This window comes from Pseudomonas sp. MUP55 (assembly GCF_034043515.1).
Lineage (GTDB): Bacteria > Pseudomonadota > Gammaproteobacteria > Pseudomonadales > Pseudomonadaceae > Aquipseudomonas.
In genome coordinates, this window is the sequence record NZ_CP138214.1 from 255030 (window position 1) to 278255 (window position 23226).

A 23226-nucleotide genomic window follows, 5' to 3' on the forward strand; every position below is an offset into this window, starting at 1 on the left:
AGTGAGGCTTTAGTCACTCATCTGGATTCCTTGGTCAAAGGCGACGATAGGGGAATAGGGGTCAGACCACGGATTTGCATTTTTTAGAGTTTGGCGGAGTTGCTCTTTAAAAATATGACTTATTTTTTGTAATTATTCTATTTCGTTGGCCTGTTGATGGGCGGCTAAGCTGTAAACTCTTATCCAGTTAGGGGTTTTATATGGCTCGCCGTCCTAGGGTTTTACTGCCGGGTATCCCGTTGCATATTATACAGCGGGGAAATAATCGGTCTGCGTGTTTTTATTCAGGTGAAGACTACATTTTTTACATTGATACATTAGCCGTGCTTGCTCAACTGTATGGCTGTAAAGTTCACGCATTTTGCTTGATGACAAATCACGTTCATCTGTTGTTGACTCCCACCTGCTGCGTAGGGGCTGGCCTACTTATGAAGGGGGTGGGGCAGCGATATGTCCAATATATCAATCGAACATATCAACGAACGGGTACATTGTGGGAAGGCCGTTTCCGCTCCTGTTTGGTTCAACAAGACAACTATGTTTTAGCTTGCTATCGATATATCGAAATGAACCCGGTCAGAGCGGGTATGGTTGCCCATCCGGGCGATTATCGCTGGAACAGCTATAGGGCAAACGCACAAGGCGAGCTATCAGGCTTCATAAGCCCGCATGTGGTTTATAGCGAGTTAGGTAGCGGCACCGCGCAACGAGCCGAAGCTTACCGGTCTATATTCAAGGATCTGCTTTCACCTGTATTGATAGAAAAAATCCGATCTTCTACTAACGGTAATTACGTTTTAGGCGATCAGAAGTTTGCGTCCGAGATCGCGAATGTTTTAGGTAGGAGAGTTTCACCGGGTATGTCAGGACGCCCGAAATGTGTGAGGTAAAGAATAGTGGTCTGACCCCTATTTTCCTATTTTCCCGGCGCATAAAGAATGATTACCAAAGATGTAGAGATTGTTAAAAGTATTTTTGAATTACTTCAGTCAGGAATTGTGGAAGATTATGATGCATTCAGGTATGAGGCTGAGGTGTGCGATGGATACATGGTTGAAGAAATCACCATTGAGAAAAATGGGGTGGTAAATGAACAGCCGCAAACTGATTTCAATGGTGCTGTTTTGTATCGATTAATTAAGGAGTTGAAGGCTTGCGCAGCATTGCGGGGTGAGAACTGGAGTTCTTTTGTGATGAGTTACGATGTTGGTGGACAAGTGAAGACGAATTTCGTTTATCCGTGAGTAAAAAGTGTGAAAGTAATTTTTTAGTGGGTTGATTGTTCATTTGGTTTGCGTGAAGGGGGGCGGGTTTATTAGTGGTTTACTCACGCACAAAGCGGGCTACACAAAGGCCGCCCGATTTTCACTCAGGACGGATCGGTAAAGAATAGTGGTCTGACCCCTATTTTCACATCGTGCTGGAGGGGTGGCCAGAGAGATTTTTTCCGATAAAAAGTAGGGGGTGAAGGTGGACATTAAAACTTTTTTGAAGAGTAAGAAAGAAGAGCATTTGCTTGATGGTTTGGCTGCTGTAGATGATGTAAGCCTTAATGCCATAAGGGTAGGGCATAAAAATGCTCCTGATGATTACTTAGAGTTTTTGCAGGAGTTCGGAAGTGGGGAAATTGAAACAGCCGGATTTATGCTTTATAACGGCCTCCTAGAAGCAAGTGACATTTTTGATGATGAGACTGCGGCGCAATTCGAAAGTGTTATGATTTTTGGCGATGATATGCAGGGCCGATGCGTCGGTTTTGATAAAAATGATAAATGGGCTGTAGTGGAAATAGACTCTGCAGGTATGAGTGTTAAAAAGTTATGTGAAACATTTTCTTTGTTCGTTTATAGTTTGCTGGGGTGACTCTGGGAGAAAAGGGAACAGATTTATTTAAATTAGAGCTTAAAGGCATATTGAATAAATCTTTCTTCTTTATTCTCACTTTATTCAATGGGGAATAGGGGGTAGACCACGGATTTGTATTTTTTAGAGTTTGGCGGTGTTGCTCTTTAAGAATATGATTTATTTTCGTAATTATTCTATTTCGTTAGCCTGTTGATGGGCGGCTAAGCTGTAAGCTTTTATTCACGAACGGGAACATTGTGGGAAGGCCGTTTCCGCTCTTGTTTGGTTCAACAAGACACTATGTTTTAGCTTGCTATCGAAATGAACGCGGTCAGAGCGGGTATGGTTGCCCATCCGGGCGATTATCGCTGGAACAGCTATAGGGCAAACGCACAAGGCGAGCTATCAGGCTTCATAAGACCGCATGTAGTTTATAGCGAGTTAGGTAGCGGCACCGCGCAACGAGCCTAAGCTTACCAGTCTATATTCAAGGATCTGCTTTCACCTGTATTGATAGAACAAATTCGATCTTCTACTAACGGTAATTACGTTTTAGGCGATCAGAAGTTTGCGTCCGAGATCGCGAATGTTTTAGGTAGGAGAGTTTCACCGAGAATGTCAGGACGCCCGAAATGTGTGAGGTAAAGAATAGTGGTCTGACCCCTATTTTCCCTAACGATCTGAAAGTCGCTCTTGCGGTTGGCTTAGGTACAGCTGCTGGCGCCTTGGCATATAAACGTGCGGTTGCCAGTGCAGGAAAAAATGCTCCGACGAAAAATCACAATCCTACGAGTGCCAAGACAGACTCTGAGCCAACGCAGAGCGAATTGCCGAACATTTGGGATGTTCCAGACACTACGATTGCCAAGTTTCCAGATACTTGGGCAGTAACGTCCAATAAGAAGGGAGTAGGATTTAGATGGCAAGATCCAAAAAATCAAGGCAATGGCGTACGGATAGACAAGGGCGAACCTGATATTAGCCAGCCTACTCAGCAAGTGGATCATGTTATTTGTGAGGTCAAATGGCCGCGTGATAGGTAGGGACGGAAAGCCTGTTAGCGGATCGATTAAGGAACATGCGGAACAAGTTCATATACCTCTGAGCGAATATAAAAAATGGAAAAGCTGGAACTCTCCGAACTAAAATTTCCTAGTATGAGAGAGGAGCTTATCTCATACTTGAGTGGGTTGTCAGACCTTGACTATCAATACCAGGCTTGGGTAGAACGGTCATCGCCGGGGTTAGATTATGACGAGTTAAATTACACAATACATTTTTTATACGATGACACGGGGTTAGCTGAAAACGCTTCCGATTGGATAGGTTTGGTCCTGAGGGATGAAAAAGAAGCAAGGTCCGTTGAAAATGTAGTAGGTGCACTTGATGTGGTTTTTGATAAGTATGGTACTGAACTTTCTGACAAAGAATATTTAGAAAAAAGAGAGTGGTCGTGGGTGGTTAGAGCGTCTAAGGATGCTCTAACTATTCTGCTTTCAAAATAGAAGAGACTCGGGGGCAGGTGCAGGAAAAAGGAAGATGGATTTATTTTAATTCGAGATGTAGATTGAAAGTCTATTAAATAAATCTATCCTCGGTTGTCTGCATTTATTAAAATGGTGATGGCGAGTCATGTCGGGCAAGCAAGTATACGAACTAACGATTGATGATTTTGATAGCTGCAGCGTTTGGTTTTTTCCGATGGACGACACCGTGGAGGACGAGTTAACTGTACGCCCCCTGTCCGATCAGGATGCGTGCACAGACTTTCAGATTCTTGTTCGAACTGTTTTTTTTGGTGTAAATCGCGCTGCATATTACGGTTATTTGTATTGGAGCTCTAATGCCGAAGTTGAATACTTAAAGCCTGTTGTATTATCTGAAGAGGGGGAGGCCGTAACTTTTTGGAACGGTATAGTGACGCGTGTCTGGGAAAGCTCGGAGTTTGCCTGTTCGATTAGATCCGAGTTGCCTCTTTCTTATGTCTCAGAACCAGTTTTTGGTCTTCCTTCTATTTGCGGAAAACTTGAGGGACTTTATTACCTTTCCGATGATCAGGTGTGCTGCGTGAAATGACCGGAAAATTCGAGAGCTAAATGGATACCCTTTTGAGCCCGCTCACGCACAAAGCGGGCGACACCACGGCCGCCCGATTTTTCACTCAAGACAGCTCAGCATTCAGCCTGCGACTGATGACATCCAGCAAATCACACCCATCGCGCAGCGGAATTGCCAGCAAGTGGGCGAAGTCTGAAAGCACTACGGCATCGCTGCTGAGTTGTTCTCGGAAAGCCAGGTTTTCCAGCAGTTGGGTGACGGCCCGAATGCGGTGCACGGCGGCGTCGTGAAGGACGTCGAGAGGTGCCTGGGTGTCGATGATCAGCGCTGGGACGGTGCAATCGTGGCCGGTTAGGGGCATATATCTATTCATGGGTACAACCTCGGTCAGTAAGTGAGGCTGTCACCTGTCGTCGCCAAACGAATGGGTGACAGCTGTACGCAGGTTGGCGAACCGGGACCGAGTTCCGGCAGACCCGAAGGTCTCCCGCGCACAGCTGCCATAAAGCAACGATGCGGGTACGGAAGCCCCTGCAAGCAAGCAGAAAGCTTTCGCATACGGTCAACGGATCGCCAAATCCGATCGCCCTATTGGGCGACGGCCGGACTATAAGCCCCTCACCCAAAACCGCGCAAGGCATCACAGTAATGGCACAATGCCGCGGGCCATCCCACTCATTGCCGACACAACGGCGATGACCAACGCATCAAAAACTGAGACCCCGCCATCATCGGTGCTCTCGCAACCGCTCCACCGTTAACCACAAGGAAGAAGTACATGATCAAGTTGTTCTGCAAAGCCGCTGTCGTTCTGTCCCTGGCCACTCTGTTTGGCTGTTCCTCCACGCCGTCGGTAGAGAAGATGCAGGCCGACGTGGCGAACTACTCGTTGCCCAAGGCTGCCGTGGCCGATAAAGGTTTGGTGTACGTCGTGCGCCCTAGCAACGTCGGGATGATGGTGCGGTTCAACATTTTCCTGGATGACAAGGAAGCCAACTCGGAGATGGGTTACAACCGTGGTAACCAGTACATCTATTTTTTCGTGACGCCGGGCAAGCACGTAATCAGCTCCAAGGCTGAAAACTGGGCGGACATGCCGATCGACGTCAAGGCGGGTGAGGTGGTTTACCTCAAGCAGGAAGTCGAAATGGGCTTCGCCGTAGCGCGCAACAGTCTCAAAACACTGAGCGAAGTCGAAGGCCGTTACTTGGTGAAAGATGCTTCCTTGGGCACCATTGCCAAAGAAAGCAAATGAGTTGAAGTCGGTCTGTCGGCAGGGCCAGGTCCTGCCGACAGCTACTCATTCACTGCAGGCATTAAGGGACTGATGTGAAAAACCTACTCTTCATTCTCCTCACTACCCTCATCCTCGGCGGTTGCGTCAGCCACCCCCTCACTCCCGAAAACCGCGCGCAGATCAAGACGGTAAAAGTCCTGCCCGTGAAGTGGGAAAAGAACATGGTGTACTTCGGTCGCGAACAAGCCTGGGGCGCGGCCCTGGGTGCCGGAGTGGGCGCGGGTGTTGGCGTGGCCAGCGGCGCGTCCAAGGTGGGAACTGCGGCCTTGAGCGGCGCCGGTTTGGCTGGCGGCATGAAGCTTGGGCAGCTGGCTGAGATGCCGACTTCGGCGGCGATCCTGACGTTGATTGAAGCGGAAAACATCGACCTAGGTGTGTTGCTCAAGCAGGGCTTTGTCGATGCGCTGGGCAAGACCTCGACGCTCAAGGTGGTCGGCGACGATGAACCTGCCGATGCGCAGATCCAGCTGACCGTGTCCGAGTGGGGCTTTCGCCTGACCCAGGGGTTCAGCAGCGTGATTTATCCCACCCTCAGCGTGGTGGCGCAGATGAATCGCGGCGATGAAATGATCTGGCGCACCTTTGAAACGGTAACGCCATTCAATGGCCAGAACGTTTATGGTTACACGCCGCTGACTTATCGCACCGACCCTGAAGCCTTGCGTCGTGCGCTGACCGGGATTACGCAGATATCTGCGCAGTATCTGGTGAAGGAACTCAAGTAAGCCTGGCGGTGATGTGACGCTGTTGGTGGTGCCACGGCCAGGCAGCGTTGCTCTGGTTGATCGCGTTATCGTTGACGATTTTCGCGAGCAAGCTCGCTCCTACAGGGTTGGCGGTGTAAGGGCGTACCGCTTTGGCTTTGAACATTTCGTTTATCCCAGTGTCTTTACCCCGCCCACCCGCAATCGGTCGGGCTGCATGGACTGCAGCGTTTTCAAATGACATTAAGGATTGATGTGAACCTATTCCCCTTACGGCCCCTATTTGCCACCGCCCACGGTGCGCGTGCCTGCGCCTGGGATTCGGAAGGGCGGCCGCCAGGGGAGTCATTCGGATCAAGTGATCCTTTCGTTCAGCACACCTACTCCGCCGGGCCTCTTGGCGGTTTTGACCTGTAGTTCATGGAGTTTGAAATGAAGCGCAAGCAGTTCCAGAAAAGTCTGTTGGCAATCATGGTCGGCGCGCTCAGCACCCAGGTGCTGGCAGTGGAGTTCGACCTGGGCCAGGGCAAGAATATTTGGGTCAGTGAGACGTTCAACGAGCCGGTAACCATTACCGGCAAGTTTTCCGAGGTGGTCAATTCCGGCACGACTGACCCTGCCGGTCTCGGATTCGTAAACACCCACATTCAAGGCTCGCTGATCAACCGCGCAGACATCACGCTGGACTCACAGGGCAAAACCATTCGCGCCTTCGCCATCGACCCGATGTTCTGGTCTGGTCCTTCCGGTCTGAACCCCGGCACAATCACTGGGGATGTGGTTCAGGCGGGCAATATCCTGATGACCCATGGCGCCTATGAAGGGCTTGAAATCGGCGCTACCACCATTGGCGGCAGCGTTATCAACTCCGGCACCATCCGTTCCACGCCGCCGGTGAGCGCCGAGCCCTTTCCCTTCTACCTAGGCGGTGGCGAGGGTATTTACCTGCACGGCACCACGGTTGCCGGTGACGTTTCCAACACTGGCGTGATTGATATGGCCGGCCCGGAAGCGATCGGCCTGGTCCTCGACGTCAACAGCGGCACGCCGACCACCATTGGCGGCAAGCTGCTCAACTCGGGCTCGATTATCGCCACAGGTGATGGCGCCTGGGGTATGGAGGTTGAAACCGCTACCAACCCCCTGCGCATCGAAAACAGTGGCCTGATTTCCGCCAACGGCAATGAAGCCAAGGGCCTGACGTTTTACGCGGGCACCGTCGATTACATCCTCAACACCGGCACCATCGAAGCCAAGGGCGCGTCGGCCAATGCCTTCAACCTGTCCGGCGCCAGCTTTGCGCAGAACAGTGCCGCCGGTGCGCGCGGTATCGTCAACCGTGGCCTCATCACAGCCGACGGCACTGCGATCCAGGTGGATGCGGCCGAGCAGATCGCGACCTTTGAAATCAACCAGCAAGCCGGCGAAATCCGCAGCAACAGCGGCATCGCCGTCGACGCCAATAACCTCGCCAGCCTGAACTGGACCGGTGGCAAAATCACCGGCGACCTGCTCAACCTCAACGCCGTCAACGTCGACGGCCAGGCGGGTTTTACCGGCAGCCGTATCATCGCGCCGGTGTCGGTCAACTCGGGTTCGCTGAACCTCTCCGCGCCCGGCACCGCCATCACCGGCAACCTCAATGTGGCCAGCGGCGCAGGTCTTGATATGCACCTGACCGACAGCGTGGTGCCGACCACGCCGTACCTCACCGTCAACGGCACCGCCAACCTCGCCCAGGCTTCCAGGCTGACCGTCAGCGCCAACCCTGGCGACTTCGCGGCGCCTAAAGGCGGTACGCAATACACCTTGCTGCAAGCCACCAATGTGCAGAGCAACGGCGTGGCGGTGGCGAGTGCGTCGTCGTTGCTGGACGTGCTCAGCTACTCGGCCGATGCGCAAACGGTCAAGGCCGTGGTGGCGGTGAAAAGTGATCAGCAAGTGCAGCAGGACCTGGCAGGTGTCGGCACCGGCGCGGCAGCGGCCACGGCGGTCAACAGCTTCAAGAATGGCGTGCTGAGCAACCTCAGCCAGGACGATCAAGTCTTCCAGACCCTGGCCAACGCAGGCACCGCGCAGCAACTGGCGCAGGTCGGCGACCAACTTGCTCCGGACGTCAACCGTGGCGCCCTCGACGTGGCGCTATCGGGGCAGACCGTGGTCAACGGTGCGATCTTCAATCGCCTCACCGACCAGCGTGAAAGTCACCAAACCGGTGGCGTGTGGGTACAGGGCCTGAGCAGCAACATGGACCAGGACGGTCGCGGCGGCAATAACGGTTACTCGGCCAACAGCAGCGGCATGGCCGTGGGCGTGGACGGCCGTGTGAACGACACCACGACCCTGGGTGTGGCGTACAGCTACCTCAATTCGAATATCCATTCGGACCTGGGCAACAAGACCGACGTCGAGGGCCACGCGCTGTCGCTGTATGGCAACTGGGCGCTGCAGAACTGGTTTGTGGATGGCACCCTCAGCTACGGCCACAACGAGAACGACAGCAAGCGCCATATCGCGGGCACCACGGCCAAGGGCAGCTACGACAGCAATGTGTTGTCAGCCAGCGTGATCGGCGGCTACAGCTTCAAGCCGTCCCAGGCGGTGGTGATCGAGCCACGCGTGGCGGCGCGCTATGCCAACGTGCGCATGGATGGCTACACCGAGAAAGGCTCGTCGGCGGCCTTGAGCACGGGTTCGCAGCGTTATGAAGTGGGTGAGTTGGGTGCCGGTGTACTCCTGGCAGGCAACCTGCCGATGGGCGCTGGCGTGCTGCAGCCGGAAGCGACCTTGATGGCCTATCACGACCTGATGGGTGACCGCGTGGCGCAAACCTCCAGCTTCGTGGCGGGTGGTTCGGCGTTCACCGTGACCGGTGCTTCGGTGGCGCGTGACAGCTATGAAGCCAGTGTGGGCGTGAACTACCAGGTGTCGGACTTCACCGTCGGCGCCAGCTACACCCGCCAGGCACGCAGTGGTTTTGACGCCGACGGCGTCATGCTCAAGGCGCGCTACGCCTTCTAACCTACACCACAAAACAAGTGTGGCAGGGGGCTTGCCCCCGATAGCAATGGCCCAGCCAATCCTGCATTGACTGACCCGCCGCCATCGGGGGCAAGCCCCCTCCTACATTTGGATTTGTGTAGATCCGTCAGAACAACTTGCGCTGCACCGCTTCATCCAGCGTGCTGCGCGTCAGCGCTTCTACCACTTCCCGGGTGTCTGCCTGGAATGGGATGCCCACGATCAGCACCAGGTGCATCCAGGTGCGTACCGACTCGCTCTTCTTGACCCGGCCCAATTCCTTGCCGTCTTTGTCCTTGAACACAGTCTCAAGAGTGAAGGTGTTCTTGGCCGTGGACGGAATGATGAAAAACGTCACACCGGTAATGATCGCCGAGGCCATGCTGAACTGTTCGTTGTTGTACAGGGTGGCGTCGGCGTAGATGTCCGAGTCAACCTTGTCGGTGCTCACCCGCGCAAAGCGGTTGGATTGGCGGAACCCATCCGCCACGGCTTTTTCCCACAGGGCCGCGGGTGCGCCGGCAGCGGCGTTGGCGGGGCCGCCGTTGACCTGGTTCAGCCCGGTGGTGCGCACGTACGCCGTAGGTTTCTGCGCGGGCGCGTTGGCGGTCGGTGGCCAGGTCTGTACCGGTGGCAGCTCGTGTTGCGAGTAGGACACGCAGCCTGTCAGCAAGACGGCCGCGAGTACCAGGCTGTGCTTGATCAATCCTTTCATGGGGGGCTCCTTGAGCTTACGGTTTGGCCAGTTTGGCGGTGGCGGTGTCGAGCAGTTGCGCGACGAGTTCGTTCAGTTGTTTGGCGCCCATGGTCGGGGCCCAGTATTCGCGACCGTAAAGGCCCACGTTGCGCTCGAACTTGACCTCTTGTTTGCTGCTGGCCAGTTCCTTGCCGTCGCGGTCGACGATCACCAGGTCGCCGGCCAGGTCGAAGGTGTCGACGTAGATCGGGCCGTTGACCCAGATCCAGATCGTCAACGTCAGCAAGGCACCGGGCACGTAACCGGGGTGCACGCCGCGATGACCCTTGAGAGAGGTCATGTTGAACTTGAGGGAAACATCCTGCTCACCCAGGCGCACCGGGTACTCGGTGACCTTCTTGAAGTAACCGGCGGTGCGCACGTACTGGTTGAGCTGCAGCGTCAATGAACGGCTGATCGCGGTTTTGTTGGCGTCGTTGATGTCAGCGGCATTCACCGTCACATCAGCGATTTGCGCGCTGCGCGGGCTGCTGACAGAGGCTTGGTGTAACGGGGCGCCGATAGGGCCGGTGACGGTGTAGGACACACAGCCAGTCATCGACAGTGCGGCAACGAGGGCCGCTGCCCGCAAGAGGATTTTCAACACGCAATATCCCTATTAATGAATGAACCAGGTCAGGGTCTCGGCACGTCGGCTCAGAACTTTAGGCCGATGCGGTTTCGCGCCCTTAGCCAACCCACTCATCACTTAAACCTGCGTTTATTCAAAACACCTTGAGAACCGCTCTCAACCCCGTAAAATGCCGCAGCCGTTGCGGCACGACAGATTCAGGGATGAATGCAGACGCACGTGTTTCCCTCCTTGAAATTGCCGCAGCCCTGCGCTCTGCCGATTTCTCACTTTAGGAGCAACACGTGAAGACACCCTTCAAAATCCTGCTGTCGGGCCTCACCGCCGCAGCGCTGTTGACCGTGGCCGGTTGCGCCACCGAGAGCAACCGCGCCATGCCGGTGGAGCAGGTCGCCAGCGCCAGCGTGGTCTATTCCGGCGTGCGTGTGCCGATCGCCGTGGGCAAGTTCGACAACCGCTCCAGCTACATGCGCGGCATCTTTTCCGACGGCGTCGACCGCCTCGGTGGCCAGGCCAAGACCATCCTCATCACCCACTTGCAGCAGACCAACCGCTTCAGCGTGCTGGACCGCGACAACATGGGCGAAATTTCCCAGGAAGCCAAGATCAAAGGCACCGCACAGAAGCTCAAGGGCGCTGACTACGTGGTGACTGGCGATGTGACCGAGTTCGGCCGCAAGGAAACCGGCGACCGCCAGCTGTTCGGCATCCTCGGCCGTGGCAAGACCCAAGTGGCCTACGCCAAAGTCGCATTGAATATCGTCAACATCAGCACCTCCGAAGTGGTGTATTCCACCCAGGGCGCCGGTGAGTACGCGCTGTCCAATCGTGAAGTGATTGGCTTCGGCGGCACCGCCAGCTACGACTCAACCCTCAATGGCAAGGTCCTGGACCTGGCCATGCGCGAAGCGATCAACCGGTTGGTGGACGGCATCAACGCCGGCGCCTGGAACCCGCGTAACTGATCAGCCACACCACAAGGAGCAGTACACGGATGAGCAAGGCAGTGAAATTGGCACTGACGCTGGCAGCAATCGCGGCGGTAACCGGGTGCCAGACGGCGCCCCAACCCCTGTATCAATGGGAAAGCTACCAGCCGCAGGTTTACGAATACTTCAAGGGCGAGCCCAAGGAAGCGCAGGTGGAAGCACTGGAACGCGATCTGCAGAAGATCAACGCCAGTGGCCGCAAGGCGCCGCCGGGTTACCACGCGCACCTGGGCATGCTGTACATGAACATGGGCAAGGACGACCAGATGGTGCAGGAGTTTCGCACCGAGAAGGCGCTGTTCCCTGAGTCGGCTGCCTACATGGACTTTCTGCTGAAAAACGCCAAGACCGGAGTCGCCACCAAATGAGCCTGTTAAAACTCACCGGCGCCTTGCTGGCCCTGGCTTTGCTCGGCGGCTGCGCGGCGCCCAAGACGTTCGATTATTCGGCGTACAAACAGGCACGACCCAAGTCGATCCTGGTGCTGCCGCCGATCAACGAATCGCCGGAAGTGCAGGCGTCCTACAGCCTGGTTTCGCAAGTGACCTACCCGTTGGCCGAAGCCGGCTACTACGTGCTGCCTATCGCCCTGGTGGACGAAACCTTCCGCCAGAACGGCCTGACCACCGCCAACGATATCCAGGGCGTACTGCCGGCCAAGCTGCATGACATCTTCGGCGCCGACGCCGCGCTGTACATCACCGTCAGCGAGTACGGCACCAAGTACATGCTGATCTCCAGCGACACCTCGGTCACCGCCTCGGCCAAACTGGTGGACCTGCGCACCGGCACCACCCTGTGGACCGGCACGGCGCGCGCGTCGAGCGAAGAGGGCAACAACAACAGTGGTGGCCTGGTAGGGATGCTGATCACGGCGGCGGTCAAGCAAGTGATCAACAGCTCCACCGACGCGGCGCACCCGATTGCCGGTATCACCAGCGCACGGTTGCTCTCGGCCGGGCAGCGCACCGGAATCCTCTACGGCCCGCGCAACCCGAAATACGGCACGGACTGAAGTAACCTTTTCTTCAGACAATAAAGATCAAATGTGGGAGGGGGCTTGCCCCCGATAGCTCAGTGTCAGCCACTGCATCTGGTGGCTGACCCCCCGCCATCGGGAGCAACCCCCTCCCACACTGATTTCTGCTGCCATCTAAATCGCACCCGTTAACCCGAACCCCCCACCCCCCGCGTCTGACCTTGTGAACGGACTATTCACTCACGAGGTTCAACCCATGTCCCATCCTCCAGTTCTCCTGCGTCCTGCTGCCCAAGGCATTGCCGTTACCTTGCTGATGGCGCTGGCCGGGTGTGGCGTGCCTTCCTCCCCTGAGCTGGCCCAACCGGCTACCCCAGTGGCCGAACTGCAAAGCGCGCCGGCCCAGGGCACCTTGGCAAAACGCATGGCGCTGCCGGCACCCATGAGGGTGCAAGAAATGGCGGTGATAGCGGACCGCAACGAACCCCGCGAACAATACGCCAACCTGCCCGACAACCCGGTGCATCGCGTCGCCGAAACGCCGGTCTCCACGTTCAGCGTGGACGTCGATACCGGCAGCTACGCCAACGTAAGACGCTTCCTCAATCAAGGTCGCCTGCCGCCCGAGGGTGCTGTGCGACTGGAGGAAATGGTCAACTACTTCCCCTACGACTACGCGCTGCCAACCGATGGCTCACCGTTTGGCGTCACCACCGAGCTCGCCGCCACGCCGTGGAACCCCCGTTCAAAACTCCTGCGCATCGGCATCAAGGCCTCTGACCGCGCTGTGGCGCAACTGCCGCCGGCCAACCTGGTATTCCTGGTGGATGTGTCCGGCTCCATGGACCGTCGCGAAGGCTTGCCGCTGGTAAAAAGCACCCTGAAATTGCTGGTGGACCAACTGCGTGATCAGGACCATGTATCACTGGTGGTCTACGCCGGTGAGTCCCGCGTGGTGCTCAAGCCCACGTCCGGGCGCGACAAAACCAGCCTCCGCAACGCCATCGACCAACTCACCGCCGGCGGCGCTACGGCGGGCGCGTCCGGTATCGAACTGGCCTACCAGATGGCCCGCGAAGGGTTCATCGACAACGGCATCAATCGCATCCTGCTGGCCACCGACGGTGACTTCAACGTGGGCATCAGCGACTTCGACAGCCTCAAGCAAATGGCCGTGGAGCAGCGTAAAAGCGGGGTTTCGCTGACCACCCTCGGCTTTGGCGTGGACAACTACAACGAACACCTGATGGAGCAACTGGCCGACGCCGGCGACGGCAACTACGCCTACATCGACAACCTGCGCGAAGCCCGCAAGGTATTGGTAGACCAACTCAGCTCGACGCTGGCGGTAGTGGCGCGCGACGTGAAATTGCAGGTGGAATTCAACCCCGCGCAGGTCAGCGAATACCGCCTGCTGGGCTATGAAAACCGCGCCTTGAAGCGTGAGGATTTCAACAACGACAAGGTCGATGCCGGCGAAATCGGCGCCGGGCATACGGTGACGGCGCTGTATGAAATTGTTCCAAAGGGCGAGAAGGGCTGGTTGGAGCCTTTGCGCTACGCCAGCGCGCCTGAGGCTGAGGGTAAATCCACTGAACTGGCGATGGTACGCGTACGCTACAAGCCTGCTGCGGGCGGTGACAGCCGCTTGATCGAACGAACCGTCGAGCCCACCACCACCGCCAAGCCCAGCGACGACCTGCGCTTCAGCGCCGCCGTGGCCGCGTTCGCCCAACAGCTCAAGGGCGATGGCCGCTACACTGGCAGCATGAGTGTGCAGGACACCGCGGCACTGGCGCGCTCAGCCCGCGGCGACGACCCGTTCGGCCTGCGCAATGAGTTCGTGCAACTGGTCGAACTGGCCCAGAGCCTTAAACCCTGACCTCAAACACACCACCGTCCAAATGTGGGAGGGGGCTTGCCCCCGATAGCGGTACATCAGCACCAACGGTGCTATCTGACACACCGCCATCGGGGGCAAGCCCCCTCCCACAGTTAATCCTGCTTCGGCTGACAGAAAGGAGTCACCCCACCCTATGGCCGTCCCAGATGACCCACCCAGCGACGAATCGCTGCTGGCCCGCTACCGAAGCGGTGACGCCAGCGCATTCGAAGCCATGTACGCACGGCACCGCCAAGGCCTGTACCGCTTCCTCGTGTCCCTGTGCAACAAAGCGGAGCTTGCCGAGGAGATCTACCAGGACACCTGGCTCAGCCTGATCCGCAGTAACACCCAGCCACAAGGCCGGGCGAGTTTTCGTACGTGGTTGTTTCAGATCGCGCGCAACCGCCTGATCGACCACTGGCGCAAGCACGGCATTCACAACCCGCTGCACGACAGCTACGACGAGCAGCTGCACGCCCAGGCCGACGACAGCGCCGGCCCCGAGCAACACCTGAGCCTGAGCCGCGACCAGGCGCGCCTCGACGCCGCCGTGCAAAACCTGCCCGAAGACCAGCGGGAAGTCCTCCTGCTGCGCCTGCACGGCGAGCTCGAAGTCCCGCAAATCGCCACCCTCACCGGCGCCCCGCTGGAAACCGTGAAAAGCCGCCTGCGCTACGCCCTGCAAAAACTGCGGCGCCTGCTGGCCGAGGAGGTAATTGTATGACTGACACCCGACCCACCCCAGACGACGAAGTGCTCCAGCACTACCGTCAACACAGCACCGGCGAACCGCCCGCGTCCCTTGACGCCTTCATCCTCAACACCGCCCGCCGCGAAGCCCCGGCGCCGCAACCAAACCTGTGGCAACGTTGGCTGCACGCCTGCCAACGCCCACGCTGGCAAATGGCATTCGCCACCGTCGCAGGTTTAGCGCTGATGATCGGCGTGATCACCCGCTCCCCCGTGCCGCAGCCGGACGTCTCCCCCGCGACATTCTCCGCCCTGCGCCACGAAGAAGCCGCCCAGCCAGCGCCGCAAGCGATTTCCGCACCTGCGCCAATGGCCCGAATGGCCGCGGCGCCCAGGCTCGAAAGTGCGCCAGCTCAGGCTGAAACCGCAGATGCACTGACGGCCCCGCCAGCGGTAAAGCTCAGCAAGGCCGCGCCGGTTGCGTTGCCGTCTTTGGAGCAGGAGTTGCAGGCGATTGTGAAGTTGCGTGAGGCAGGAGAGAGCAAGGCGGCTGATGAGAAGCTGCTGGCGCTGCATAAGCGCTTTCCAGAGGAGGATTTGCCGGAGAGGTTGGAGGCGTTGCAGAAGCGCTGAAGTGACAGCCACAAAAAAGCCCCAGATCTTTCGATCTGGGGCTTTTTCATTCATATCTGGTGCACCCGGCGGGATTCGAACCCACGACCCCTGCCTTCGGAGGGCAGTACTCTATCCAGCTGAGCTACGGATGCTTGTGCGGGCGACATCATACCCATGTCGGCCAGATGCGTCCATTCCGGCGTTTTGGCTGTCGCTGTCGGATCTTTCCGGTCAAAAATGGCTAACTGCCAGCATTATTCACAACTCCCCGCGCTGTACGTCCCTTTGTTTGCTTTGCTCTTGTGGCTTTGAACCGCTTCCACGCCGCTATTCCCCCAGGTGAACGCATGCATTCCAAAGGAACCGTGATGCTCGATCTCCCGTTGAGACAGACCTTGCTTGCCCGCTCCGATTTGTTTCGTGGTATGCCGGAGCAGCTTTTGTGCTATGTCGCCACCCATATGGTGGAGCGCGTGTTGGATGATCGCGAGTTGTTGTATTTCAAGGACGACACGCTTGAGTTCATTGCGTTGGTGGTGGAAGGTCGGATCTATTCGGTGGTGCATGGGCCGGACGGTCGAGAGCAGATCATCGGCAGTACGGGGGCGGGGCAGGTGGTGGGGGAGACGGCGTTGATCAAGGACCATGGTCGCGAGTCGTCGACCTTTGCCAGTGGCCCGACGCGTTTGTTGCAGTTGGGCAGCCGCCATTTTGCCGTGCTGTTCGAGGAGCCGGTGTTCCTGCGGCGTTTGCTGATGCTGATGATGGTGCGTTTGCTCCACGCCATCGAGTTGCTTGAGCTAGTGTGTCTGCATCGCTTGGAGTCGCGTTTGGCGCGGTTTCTGTTGGCGAATATGGATGATATCGACCTGGCGCTGGCCATGCCCAGTGTGTCGTTGCCGGCGAGCCAGGGGGTGTTGGCGTCGATGCTTAACACCAGCCGGCCCAAGCTCAATGTGCAGTTGCAACTGTGGCGCCGCAACGGCGTGATCAGCGGCAATCTGGAGCGCATGGTGATCAAGGATCTGGAGCATTTGCGGCGCAAGGCGTTTGCTGTGAATTAATCGTTGCGGTGTTCCCCAGGTAACAGCGTGCCCCTGTCGAGCCCTCGCACACTGGCCCTTCATCAAGGATGCACAGGAGTGCTGGCGATGGGGATGACTATTGAGTTCAAGGGCAGTTGCGGCGCGGATGATCACCTGTTCGAAGCGAGTTGGCGTGCCGTGCATGGCGAACTCAGGCGCCGCGCGTTGCGGCGGGCCAAGGGCAATCAGGACCAGGGCCAGGAGTGGCTGTCGGCCACGGCGATCAAGGCCTTGCTGTTTTTCCGGCGCTCGCCGGAGCGCATTCGCGACCCGCAGGGGTTTCTGTTTCTGGTGCTCGATCATGTGTTTCTCGACAGCCTGCGGCGTAGCAAGCGCGAGGGGCGGCTGTTCGATGATTCGGTGGATCTCGAGCACGATCACCTGGCCGCGCTCGCCGCGCCCTGCGCTTCGGTGCTGGAGCGGGTGGAATGCTATGAGCGTCTGGAACAGGTCAAGGCGCAGGTGGCGCGGTTGCCGATGTTGCAGCAGCGCTTGTTCGAAATGCGCTTTGTCGACGACCTGCCGTATCCGCAGATTGCCGCCGAGTTGCAGGTGAAGCTGGCGCTGGTGCGCAAGCGCGTGCAGCTGCTGCGCAGTGCCTTGCGCTGAATGTGATTCACAGACCCTGGCGCGGAGCGTTCTAGTTGTATGAGCGCGTCCCGCCGCCACTATTCACGCCCAACCCTGGGTGAATGCCATCAAGGAGAGATGTATGACAGAGGTCAACAGTCAGATCACCGACGCGGTCACCCAAACCAACGTGAAGGTGGTGGCGGAAGCGCCGGCCCAGGCCATTGCGTCGCTGTACCAGGTGGCCAGCAGCGCGGCGGGCCTGTCGTTGCAGAACGCGGTCAACAGCCAGCAGGCGATGAACCAGATTTCCAATGCGGTCATCTCCAAGGCCGTGGCGCTGATCATGCAGATTGGCGAGAAGGGCTGAGGCCTGGGGAGAGCGATCATGTCGTGGTTCAGCAGAAAGAAACCCGCCGCCCCTCAAGCAACGCCCGCCGCCGACCCGCCTGCAGCGGCGCCTGCCGCCCCGGCCCCGCGCTCGGTCATGGCGCGCATGAACGAGCATTGGCTCAATCAGGTGAGCGCGCCGTCATCCGACAGCACGGCGGCCCTCAACAGCCAGATCGTGCAGGCGGTGCAGTTCACCAACTCGCAGAACTTCGCCTATGCCCCGGCGCAGATCGCGGTGCCGGCCGACATGATGATCAGCCAGGCGGCCGGGTTGGTTGCGCAGGCGGCGGCGGGGTACTTCGACGGAGTCAGCAAGATTGCGCTGGCGGCCCAGGCCGTGCTGCTCCAGCAAATGACCGAGAACATCGTCAATAACAACCTGCCGGGCGCCGCCGAAGACGCCTTGGGCGCCCTGGCCACCGACCTGCTGGTGGGCGCCGCTGCCGCGGTGGCCGCCGCCGCCGGGGCGATGGAAGCCGAGGCGGCCAGCGTGGCCATCGACAAGATCGACCAGAGCATCGCCAAGTACGCGAGCACCCTGGCCAACCGGGCCGCGCCAGCGGCCTGAACCGAGCACGGCGTTCCAGCGTTCTGCTGGAACGGTGCAACAGCAACTTGAAAGTAACTTTTCTTGAGTGAGGAGCGACATCATGCAGCTAGGAGATATTATTTTTTCGGTAAAACAAGATGACGACAGCGCAACGCGGGCGTTCATCAAAGCCGGCCAACTGGTCAAGGCCAAGGTGTTCTCGCAGGACACGACTCACCTGAACGTGGTTCATCCGGCGATTGCCGTCAGCGACACGTTGGTGATCGAAAGTGTCGGCAGTGGCCTGACCCTGACCGACCTGAGCGCGGAAAACCCGCCACGCTCGGCGATGGTGTTTTCCTGTACGAATATCGAGCTGGGCGAGGCAGCGACGGTGGCTGCCAAGCAGTTCTACTTCGACAAGATCGGTGGTGACATCCGTGGGCGGTACAGCGTGTGGAACGCGATGATTTCAGCTTTTCGGCGCTGGACGTCCGATACCAGCCTGGTGACGCGGATCAATGAGTCGATCGACATCGGCAGCGGTTCCTTTTGCTCGCAGTTCGCGGCCAACTGCTACGAAGTGGGGAACCTCTACAACAATGCCAATCTGCTGCCGCCACCGCCTGCTGTTTTCCCTCATCAGCCCAGCGCCATCACGCCTGCGGAGTTGGCGACCTTCTGTGACTCCTCGCCTCACTTCTATTTTTCGGGCTTCTGGCAGGACAACGTAGAGGTGCGGCTTTAGCGGCGCTGTAGCCGTTAAGCCATCGCCCCAGGAGGTTGAAATGCAGCCACCGGTGCTGTCCACCGTTGATCGCCAGCGACTGGAGTCGATGCTGCGCAACCCGCAGATCTTCGCCGGAACGCCCCAAGCCATCGTCGACGAAACCCTCAAGCGCGCCAGCCAGGTGCTTGAGCAATCGAAGGCCAACGAGCACGCGCTCAAGACCGCCGCCGAGCAACGTGACGCGGCGCTACGCCAAATGCTGGACGGCGCGGCTCCGGACCGGGACGCGCAACGCAAGGAAGTGCAGGCATTGGTCCAGGGCTTGATCACACAGATCGAAGCCGCGTTGAAACCCGCTGCAAAACCTCGAGCACCAGCGCTTCACAGCCACTGTTTCGCAACGTTCATTCATGAACACGGAATGCACCGTGTACTAAATAAGGAAATTGATCATGGCATTTGTCAGCGAACAAATTACCGACGCGGTCACCCAGACCAACGTCAAAGTGGTGGCCGAATCGCCAGCGATGGCGATGAGTACCATCTACCAGTCGATGGCGCAGGCCACCGCGATTCTGTTCCAGAACGCGGTGTCGGCCCAGCAGCAGCAAAACACCCTGGCCCAGGCGGCCACCAACCAGGGCGTGATGCAGATCTACAGCGTCGACACCACCGCCGGTGCCGCTGCTACCGAGAAAGTCGCCCAGGGCGGGGTGTCGGATAACCTCACCAGCCTGTTGACCGTGCTCAAGTCGTTCCAGTCTTAAGCACTGCGCCATAACGGATGTTGTTCTTTCTAAAGCCAGGAGTTTCAACCATGAGCACAGTCAGCCCGCAAATCACCGATGCCGTCACCCAGACCAACGTCAAGGTCGTCGCCGAATCACCGGCAATGGCCATGAGCACGATCTACCAATCCATGGGCCAGGCCACGGCGATCCTGTTCCAGAACTCGGTCTCGGCCCAGCAGCAGCAAAACACCCTGGCCCAGGCGGCCACCAACCAGGGCGTGATGCAGATCTACAGCGTCGACACCACCGCCGGCGCCGCTGCTACCGAAAAAGTCGCCCAGGGCGGTGTGGCCGACAACCTGACCAGCCTGTTGACCATCCTCAAATCGTTCCAGTCCTAAGCCGCAAGGCCCAGACACCCCCGGTGGCCGCAAGCTGCCGGGGGTGTTGTCGTTTGATCCGAAAATTGGGCCAAATGCGTCGTTTACGTTCTTTTTTTCGAACAGACTATTGCCCCTTCCCCCCATTGATCCTAGGATTCGTTTGAGATTTCAAACGCTCTGTCTCCCGCGCGCTTTCGCCTATCCTGGCGTGCTGGACTGATTTCCCTGACGGCAGCCCCTGGCTGATGCGGTGTAGGAGCGAGCTTGCTCGCGAAAATCGTTAACGATGACGTCGCGTTTCTGGTTTTACGCGGCGCCCTTGAATTTTTCGCGAGCAAGCTCGCTCCTACAACGACATGCCCACAAGGCGCCTTTCAACAACTCTAATTCGCTCCGCGTGCGCGCGGTGCTGTTAAGGAAAGCCGACATGCAGCTTAAAGACACCCAGTTGTTCCGCCAGCAAGCCTTTATCGATGGCGCTTGGGTCGATGCGGACAATGGTCAGACCATCAAGGTCAACAACCCGGCCACGGGCGAAATTCTCGGCACCGTGCCAAAGATGGGCGCCGCGGAAACCCGCCGCGCCATCGAAGCCGCCGACAAGGCCCTGCCGGCCTGGCGTGCCCTCACCGCCAAAGAGCGCGCCAACAAGCTGCGCCGCTGGTTCGAACTGCTGATCGAAAACCAGGACGACCTCGGCCGCCTGATGACCCTCGAACAAGGCAAGCCGCTGGCCGAAGCCAAGGGCGAAATCGTCTACGCCGCTTCCTTTATCGAGTGGTTCGCCGAAGAAGCCAAGCGCATCTACGGCGACGTGATCCCCGGCCACCAGCCCGACAAGCGCCTGATCGTGATCAAGCAGCCAATCGGCGTGACCGCGGCCATCACCCCCTGGAACTTCCCTGCGGCGATGATCACCCGCAAAGCCGGCCCGGCCCTCGCCGCCGGTTGCACCATGGTAATCAAGCCCGCTTCGCAAACCCCGTTCTCGGCCCTGGCCCTGGTTGAGCTGGCGCACCGCGCCGGTATCCCCAAAGGCGTGCTGAGCGTGGTCACCGGCAGCGCCGGCGACATTGGCGGCGAGCTGACCAGCAACCCGACTGTGCGTAAATTGTCCTTCACCGGCTCCACCGAAATCGGTCGCCAGCTGATGGCCGAATGCGCCAAGGACATCAAGAAGGTCTCCCTGGAGCTGGGCGGCAACGCGCCGTTCATCGTGTTCGACGACGCCGACCTGGATAAGGCCGTCGAAGGCGCGATCATCTCCAAGTACCGCAACAACGGCCAGACCTGCGTGTGCGCCAACCGCCTGTACATCCAGGACTCTGTGTACGACGCGTTTGCCGAAAAACTCAAAGTGGCCGTGACCAAACTGAAGATCGGCAACGGTCTGGAAGAGGGCACCACCACAGGCCCGCTGATCGATGAAAAAGCCGTGGCCAAGGTTCAGGAGCACATCGCCGATGCCCTGAGCAAAGGCGCCAAGCTGCTGGCCGGTGGCAAGGTGATGGAAGGCAACTTCTTCGAGCCGACCATCCTCACCGACGTGCCGAAAAACGCCGCCGTGGCCAAGGAAGAAACCTTCGGCCCACTGGCGCCGCTGTTCCGCTTCAAAGACGAAGCCGAAGTGATCGCGATGGCCAACGACACCGAATTCGGCCTGGCGTCGTACTTCTATGCACGCGACCTGGGCCGTGTATTCCGCGTGGCCGAAGCCCTGGAATACGGCATGGTCGGCGTCAACACCGGGTTGATCTCCAACGAAGTGGCGCCGTTCGGCGGCATCAAGGCGTCGGGCCTGGGCCGTGAAGGGTCCAAGTACGGGATCGAGGATTACCTTGAAATCAAATACCTCTGCCTGGGCATCTGACCGGCAGGCGATTGCAGTAAACGCAGAGGGCACGAGAGCGCTGTCCCTTTGCGTGTTTCACACCGTAATTCGTAGTGGCCGGGAAAGCTGTGGCAGTCGATCATCGCATGCTGCCGTAGTTGCCTCCCCGCCACGTATTCCTTGAACAACGCCACCCGATGAGTGGCGAATGAGGACTTTATGAGCAAGACCAACGCATCCCTGATGAAACGCCGCGAAGCCGCTGTACCGCGCGGTGTTGGCCAGATTCACCCGATCTTCGCCGAATCGGCGAAGAACGCCACCGTGACCGACGTTGAAGGTCGCGAGTTCATCGACTTCGCCGGCGGCATCGCCGTGCTGAACACCGGCCACGTGCACCCGAAAATCATCGCGGCCGTGACCGAGCAGTTGAACAAGCTGACGCACACCTGCTTCCAGGTACTGGCCTACGAGCCCTACGTGGAAGTGTGCGAAAAAGTCGCGGCCAAGGTGCCCGGTGATTTCGCCAAGAAAACCCTGCTGGTCACCACCGGTTCCGAAGCGGTGGAAAACGCCGTGAAAATCGCCCGCGCCGCCACAGGCCGTGCCGGCGTGATCGCCTTCACCGGTGCTTACCACGGCCGCACCATGATGACCCTGGGCCTGACCGGCAAAGTCGTGCCTTACTCGGCCGGCATGGGCCTGATGCCAGGCGGCGTGTTCCGTGCGCTGTACCCGAACGAACTGCACGGTGTGAGCGACGACGACGCCATCGCCAGCATCGAACGCATCTTCAAGAACGATGCCGAGCCGCGTGATATCGCTGCGATCATCATCGAGCCGGTGCAGGGCGAAGGCGGTTTCTACGTCGCGCCGAAGACCTTCATGAAGCGCCTGCGCGAACTGTGCGACAAGCACGGCATCCTGCTGATCGCCGACGAAGTGCAAACCGGTGCCGGCCGTACCGGGACCTTCTTTGCCATGGAGCAGATGGGCGTTGCCGCCGACCTGACCACCTTCGCCAAATCCATCGCTGGCGGCTTCCCGCTGGCCGGTGTGTGCGGCAAGGCTGAATACATGGACGCCATCGCCCCAGGCGGCCTGGGCGGCACCTATGCCGGCAGCCCGATTGCCTGCGCGGCTGCATTGGCGGTAATGGAAGTGTTCGAAGAAGAGCACCTGCTGGACCGCTGCAAGGCCGTCGGCGAGCGCCTGGTGACCGGCCTCAAGGCCATCCAGGCCAAATACCCGGTGATCGGCGAAGTGCGCGCCCTGGGCGCGATGATTGCCTTGGAGCTGTTCGAAGATGGCGACAGCCACAAGCCGAACGCCGCCGCGGTTGCAGCCGTGGTAGCCAAGGCGCGTGACAAGGGCCTGATCCTGCTGTCCTGCGGTACCTACGGCAACGTGTTGCGCGTACTGGTGCCGTTGACCTCGCCGGACGAGCAGTTGGACAAGGGCCTGGCAATCATCGAAGAGTGCTTCTCCGAGCTTTAAGCCCAGGGTTGTGTCGATAAAAAACCCCGCCTCGGCGGGGTTTTTTGTGCCGGGTGAATCACCTTC

The 23226-nt window shown here is 58.3% G+C and carries 28 protein-coding genes and 1 tRNA gene; 24 read left to right on the forward strand and 5 right to left on the reverse strand.

Annotated features, from left to right (window positions below; translation table 11 throughout):
* The first annotated feature begins 200 nt into the window (after positions 1-200).
* From SC318_RS00965 to SC318_RS00990, 6 genes are all read left to right on the forward strand, one after another.
* Positions 201-890: a transposase gene (locus tag SC318_RS00965; protein WP_320429287.1), complete on the forward strand. Its 690-nt coding sequence runs from the start codon at positions 201-203 to the stop codon at positions 888-890.
* Positions 891-938: 48 nt separating this feature from the next.
* Complete coding sequence (locus tag SC318_RS00970) at positions 939-1244, forward strand: hypothetical protein (protein WP_320429289.1); 306 nt, start codon at positions 939-941, stop codon at positions 1242-1244.
* 226 nt (positions 1245-1470) lie between these two features.
* The gene (locus SC318_RS00975) at positions 1471-1863 is read left to right on the forward strand and encodes an SMI1/KNR4 family protein (protein WP_320429290.1); all 393 of its coding nucleotides are present in this window, start codon (positions 1471-1473) and stop codon (positions 1861-1863) included.
* 614 nt (positions 1864-2477) lie between these two features.
* Positions 2478-2888, forward strand: a complete 411-nt coding sequence (locus SC318_RS00980) for a hypothetical protein (RefSeq protein WP_320429291.1) — start codon at positions 2478-2480, stop codon at positions 2886-2888.
* A gap of 75 nt (positions 2889-2963) precedes the next feature.
* Positions 2964-3350, forward strand: a complete 387-nt coding sequence (locus tag SC318_RS00985; protein WP_320429292.1) for an SCO4402 family protein — start codon at positions 2964-2966, stop codon at positions 3348-3350.
* A 127-nt stretch (positions 3351-3477) separates the two neighbouring features.
* Positions 3478-3921: a hypothetical protein gene (locus tag SC318_RS00990; protein ID WP_320429293.1), complete on the forward strand. Its 444-nt coding sequence runs from the start codon at positions 3478-3480 to the stop codon at positions 3919-3921.
* Positions 3922-4006: 85 nt separating this feature from the next.
* Here the strand turns inward: SC318_RS00990 and SC318_RS00995 are convergent, their stop codons facing one another.
* Complete coding sequence (locus SC318_RS00995) at positions 4007-4264, reverse strand: hypothetical protein (RefSeq protein WP_124372368.1); 258 nt, start codon at positions 4262-4264, stop codon at positions 4007-4009.
* A gap of 501 nt (positions 4265-4765) precedes the next feature.
* On the opposite strand from SC318_RS00995, the gene SC318_RS01000 reads away from it, so the two are divergent.
* Positions 4766-5158, forward strand: a complete 393-nt coding sequence (locus tag SC318_RS01000) for a DUF2846 domain-containing protein (protein ID WP_320431174.1) — start codon at positions 4766-4768, stop codon at positions 5156-5158.
* A gap of 74 nt (positions 5159-5232) precedes the next feature.
* Complete coding sequence (locus SC318_RS01005) at positions 5233-5925, forward strand: hypothetical protein (protein WP_320429294.1); 693 nt, start codon at positions 5233-5235, stop codon at positions 5923-5925.
* Here the strand turns inward: SC318_RS01005 and SC318_RS01010 are convergent.
* Positions 5918-6070, reverse strand: a complete 153-nt coding sequence (locus SC318_RS01010) for a hypothetical protein (RefSeq protein WP_320429295.1) — start codon at positions 6068-6070, stop codon at positions 5918-5920. The two genes, SC318_RS01005 and SC318_RS01010, sit on opposite strands and share 8 nt — an antisense overlap.
* A gap of 266 nt (positions 6071-6336) precedes the next feature.
* Here SC318_RS01010 and SC318_RS01015 point away from each other — a divergent pair, with 266 nt between their 5' ends.
* Positions 6337-8925: an autotransporter family protein gene (locus tag SC318_RS01015; protein ID WP_320429296.1), complete on the forward strand. Its 2589-nt coding sequence runs from the start codon at positions 6337-6339 to the stop codon at positions 8923-8925.
* Between the two features lie 127 nt (positions 8926-9052).
* On the opposite strand, the gene SC318_RS01020 is transcribed toward SC318_RS01015, so the two are convergent.
* Together SC318_RS01020 and SC318_RS01025 are read right to left on the reverse strand one after the other, a co-directional pair.
* Entirely contained in the window at positions 9053-9640 is a 588-nt protein-coding gene (locus SC318_RS01020; protein WP_124369157.1) for a hypothetical protein, read from the reverse strand.
* Positions 9641-9656: 16 nt separating this feature from the next.
* On the reverse strand, positions 9657-10268 hold the full coding sequence (locus tag SC318_RS01025) for a hypothetical protein (protein WP_320429297.1): 612 nt from the start codon (positions 10266-10268) through the stop codon (positions 9657-9659).
* A gap of 269 nt (positions 10269-10537) precedes the next feature.
* Between SC318_RS01025 and SC318_RS01030 the strand changes: the two genes are divergently transcribed.
* The 6 genes from SC318_RS01030 to SC318_RS01055 all read left to right on the forward strand — a co-directional run bounded on the left by SC318_RS01030 (position 10538) and on the right by SC318_RS01055 (position 15429).
* Complete coding sequence (locus SC318_RS01030) at positions 10538-11218, forward strand: CsgG/HfaB family protein (RefSeq protein ID WP_320429298.1); 681 nt, start codon at positions 10538-10540, stop codon at positions 11216-11218.
* 29 nt (positions 11219-11247) lie between these two features.
* The gene (locus SC318_RS01035; protein WP_124384576.1) at positions 11248-11610 is read left to right on the forward strand and encodes a DUF4810 domain-containing protein; all 363 of its coding nucleotides are present in this window, start codon (positions 11248-11250) and stop codon (positions 11608-11610) included.
* Entirely contained in the window at positions 11607-12257 is a 651-nt protein-coding gene (locus SC318_RS01040; RefSeq protein WP_124384577.1) for a DUF799 domain-containing protein, read from the forward strand. Before SC318_RS01035 ends, SC318_RS01040 begins: the two co-directional genes overlap by 4 nt.
* A 220-nt stretch (positions 12258-12477) precedes the next feature.
* Entirely contained in the window at positions 12478-14103 is a 1626-nt protein-coding gene (locus tag SC318_RS01045; protein ID WP_320429299.1) for a vWA domain-containing protein, read from the forward strand.
* A gap of 154 nt (positions 14104-14257) precedes the next feature.
* A complete protein-coding gene (locus SC318_RS01050; RefSeq protein WP_320429300.1) occupies positions 14258-14830 on the forward strand; it encodes an RNA polymerase sigma factor in 573 nt (190 codons plus the stop codon).
* A complete protein-coding gene (locus SC318_RS01055; protein WP_320429301.1) occupies positions 14827-15429 on the forward strand; it encodes a hypothetical protein in 603 nt (200 codons plus the stop codon). Before SC318_RS01050 ends, SC318_RS01055 begins: the two co-directional genes overlap by 4 nt.
* A gap of 57 nt (positions 15430-15486) precedes the next feature.
* Here SC318_RS01055 and SC318_RS01060 read toward each other — a convergent pair.
* Positions 15487-15563, reverse strand: a tRNA-Arg gene (locus SC318_RS01060).
* Positions 15564-15758: 195 nt separating this feature from the next.
* Between SC318_RS01060 and SC318_RS01065 the strand changes: the two genes are divergently transcribed.
* The 9 genes from SC318_RS01065 to gabT all read left to right on the forward strand — a co-directional run bounded on the left by SC318_RS01065 (position 15759) and on the right by gabT (position 23160).
* A complete protein-coding gene (locus SC318_RS01065; protein WP_320429302.1) occupies positions 15759-16475 on the forward strand; it encodes a Crp/Fnr family transcriptional regulator in 717 nt (238 codons plus the stop codon).
* A gap of 87 nt (positions 16476-16562) precedes the next feature.
* Entirely contained in the window at positions 16563-17105 is a 543-nt protein-coding gene (locus SC318_RS01070) for an RNA polymerase sigma factor (RefSeq protein ID WP_320429303.1), read from the forward strand.
* A 103-nt stretch (positions 17106-17208) separates the two neighbouring features.
* Positions 17209-17436, forward strand: coding sequence for a RebB family R body protein (locus SC318_RS01075; protein WP_003187543.1), 228 nt, complete (start codon positions 17209-17211; stop codon positions 17434-17436).
* A gap of 18 nt (positions 17437-17454) precedes the next feature.
* Positions 17455-18027 (forward strand): hypothetical protein, encoded by a 573-nt coding sequence (locus SC318_RS01080; protein WP_320429304.1) that lies wholly within the window; start codon positions 17455-17457, stop codon positions 18025-18027.
* Between the two features lie 82 nt (positions 18028-18109).
* Positions 18110-18736 (forward strand): hypothetical protein, encoded by a 627-nt coding sequence (locus tag SC318_RS01085; RefSeq protein WP_320429305.1) that lies wholly within the window; start codon positions 18110-18112, stop codon positions 18734-18736.
* A 434-nt stretch (positions 18737-19170) separates the two neighbouring features.
* Positions 19171-19485 carry a RebB family R body protein gene (locus SC318_RS01090; protein ID WP_124384586.1) on the forward strand — a complete coding sequence of 105 codons (315 nt, stop codon included), beginning with the start codon at positions 19171-19173 and terminating at the stop codon, positions 19483-19485.
* 50 nt (positions 19486-19535) lie between these two features.
* Positions 19536-19850 carry a RebB family R body protein gene (locus tag SC318_RS01095; RefSeq protein WP_078731054.1) on the forward strand — a complete coding sequence of 105 codons (315 nt, stop codon included), beginning with the start codon at positions 19536-19538 and terminating at the stop codon, positions 19848-19850.
* 409 nt (positions 19851-20259) lie between these two features.
* Entirely contained in the window at positions 20260-21702 is a 1443-nt protein-coding gene (gene gabD / locus SC318_RS01100; RefSeq protein ID WP_124384587.1) for an NADP-dependent succinate-semialdehyde dehydrogenase, read from the forward strand.
* A gap of 180 nt (positions 21703-21882) precedes the next feature.
* The gene (gene gabT / locus SC318_RS01105; RefSeq protein WP_320429306.1) at positions 21883-23160 is read left to right on the forward strand and encodes a 4-aminobutyrate--2-oxoglutarate transaminase; all 1278 of its coding nucleotides are present in this window, start codon (positions 21883-21885) and stop codon (positions 23158-23160) included.
* Positions 23161-23226: the final 66 nt, after the last annotated feature.

Excerpts from the sequence above, each read along its gene's own strand:
- SC318_RS00965 (WP_320429287.1), top strand. The coding sequence starts at position 201 with ATGGCTCGCCGTCCTAGGGTTTTACTGCCGGGTATCCCGTTGCATATT.
- SC318_RS00970 (WP_320429289.1), top strand. The coding sequence starts at position 939 with ATGATTACCAAAGATGTAGAGATTGTTAAAAGTATTTTTGAATTACTT.
- SC318_RS00980 (WP_320429291.1), top strand. The coding sequence starts at position 2,478 with ATGTGTGAGGTAAAGAATAGTGGTCTGACCCCTATTTTCCCTAACGAT.
- SC318_RS00985 (WP_320429292.1), top strand. The coding sequence starts at position 2,964 with ATGGAAAAGCTGGAACTCTCCGAACTAAAATTTCCTAGTATGAGAGAG.
- SC318_RS00990 (WP_320429293.1), top strand. The coding sequence starts at position 3,478 with ATGTCGGGCAAGCAAGTATACGAACTAACGATTGATGATTTTGATAGC.
- SC318_RS00995 (WP_124372368.1), bottom strand. The coding sequence starts at position 4,264 with ATGCCCCTAACCGGCCACGATTGCACCGTCCCAGCGCTGATCATCGAC.
- SC318_RS01000 (WP_320431174.1), top strand. The coding sequence starts at position 4,766 with ATGCAGGCCGACGTGGCGAACTACTCGTTGCCCAAGGCTGCCGTGGCC.
- SC318_RS01010 (WP_320429295.1), bottom strand. The coding sequence starts at position 6,070 with ATGTTCAAAGCCAAAGCGGTACGCCCTTACACCGCCAACCCTGTAGGA.
- SC318_RS01015 (WP_320429296.1), top strand. The coding sequence starts at position 6,337 with ATGAAGCGCAAGCAGTTCCAGAAAAGTCTGTTGGCAATCATGGTCGGC.
- SC318_RS01020 (WP_124369157.1), bottom strand. The coding sequence starts at position 9,640 with ATGAAAGGATTGATCAAGCACAGCCTGGTACTCGCGGCCGTCTTGCTG.
- SC318_RS01035 (WP_124384576.1), top strand. The coding sequence starts at position 11,248 with ATGAGCAAGGCAGTGAAATTGGCACTGACGCTGGCAGCAATCGCGGCG.
- SC318_RS01040 (WP_124384577.1), top strand. The coding sequence starts at position 11,607 with ATGAGCCTGTTAAAACTCACCGGCGCCTTGCTGGCCCTGGCTTTGCTC.
- SC318_RS01045 (WP_320429299.1), top strand. The coding sequence starts at position 12,478 with ATGTCCCATCCTCCAGTTCTCCTGCGTCCTGCTGCCCAAGGCATTGCC.
- SC318_RS01050 (WP_320429300.1), top strand. The coding sequence starts at position 14,258 with ATGGCCGTCCCAGATGACCCACCCAGCGACGAATCGCTGCTGGCCCGC.
- SC318_RS01055 (WP_320429301.1), top strand. The coding sequence starts at position 14,827 with ATGACTGACACCCGACCCACCCCAGACGACGAAGTGCTCCAGCACTAC.
- SC318_RS01065 (WP_320429302.1), top strand. The coding sequence starts at position 15,759 with ATGCATTCCAAAGGAACCGTGATGCTCGATCTCCCGTTGAGACAGACC.
- SC318_RS01070 (WP_320429303.1), top strand. The coding sequence starts at position 16,563 with ATGGGGATGACTATTGAGTTCAAGGGCAGTTGCGGCGCGGATGATCAC.
- SC318_RS01075 (WP_003187543.1), top strand. The coding sequence starts at position 17,209 with ATGACAGAGGTCAACAGTCAGATCACCGACGCGGTCACCCAAACCAAC.
- SC318_RS01080 (WP_320429304.1), top strand. The coding sequence starts at position 17,455 with ATGTCGTGGTTCAGCAGAAAGAAACCCGCCGCCCCTCAAGCAACGCCC.
- SC318_RS01085 (WP_320429305.1), top strand. The coding sequence starts at position 18,110 with ATGCAGCTAGGAGATATTATTTTTTCGGTAAAACAAGATGACGACAGC.
- SC318_RS01090 (WP_124384586.1), top strand. The coding sequence starts at position 19,171 with ATGGCATTTGTCAGCGAACAAATTACCGACGCGGTCACCCAGACCAAC.
- SC318_RS01095 (WP_078731054.1), top strand. The coding sequence starts at position 19,536 with ATGAGCACAGTCAGCCCGCAAATCACCGATGCCGTCACCCAGACCAAC.
- gabD (WP_124384587.1), top strand. The coding sequence starts at position 20,260 with ATGCAGCTTAAAGACACCCAGTTGTTCCGCCAGCAAGCCTTTATCGAT.
- gabT (WP_320429306.1), top strand. The coding sequence starts at position 21,883 with ATGAGCAAGACCAACGCATCCCTGATGAAACGCCGCGAAGCCGCTGTA.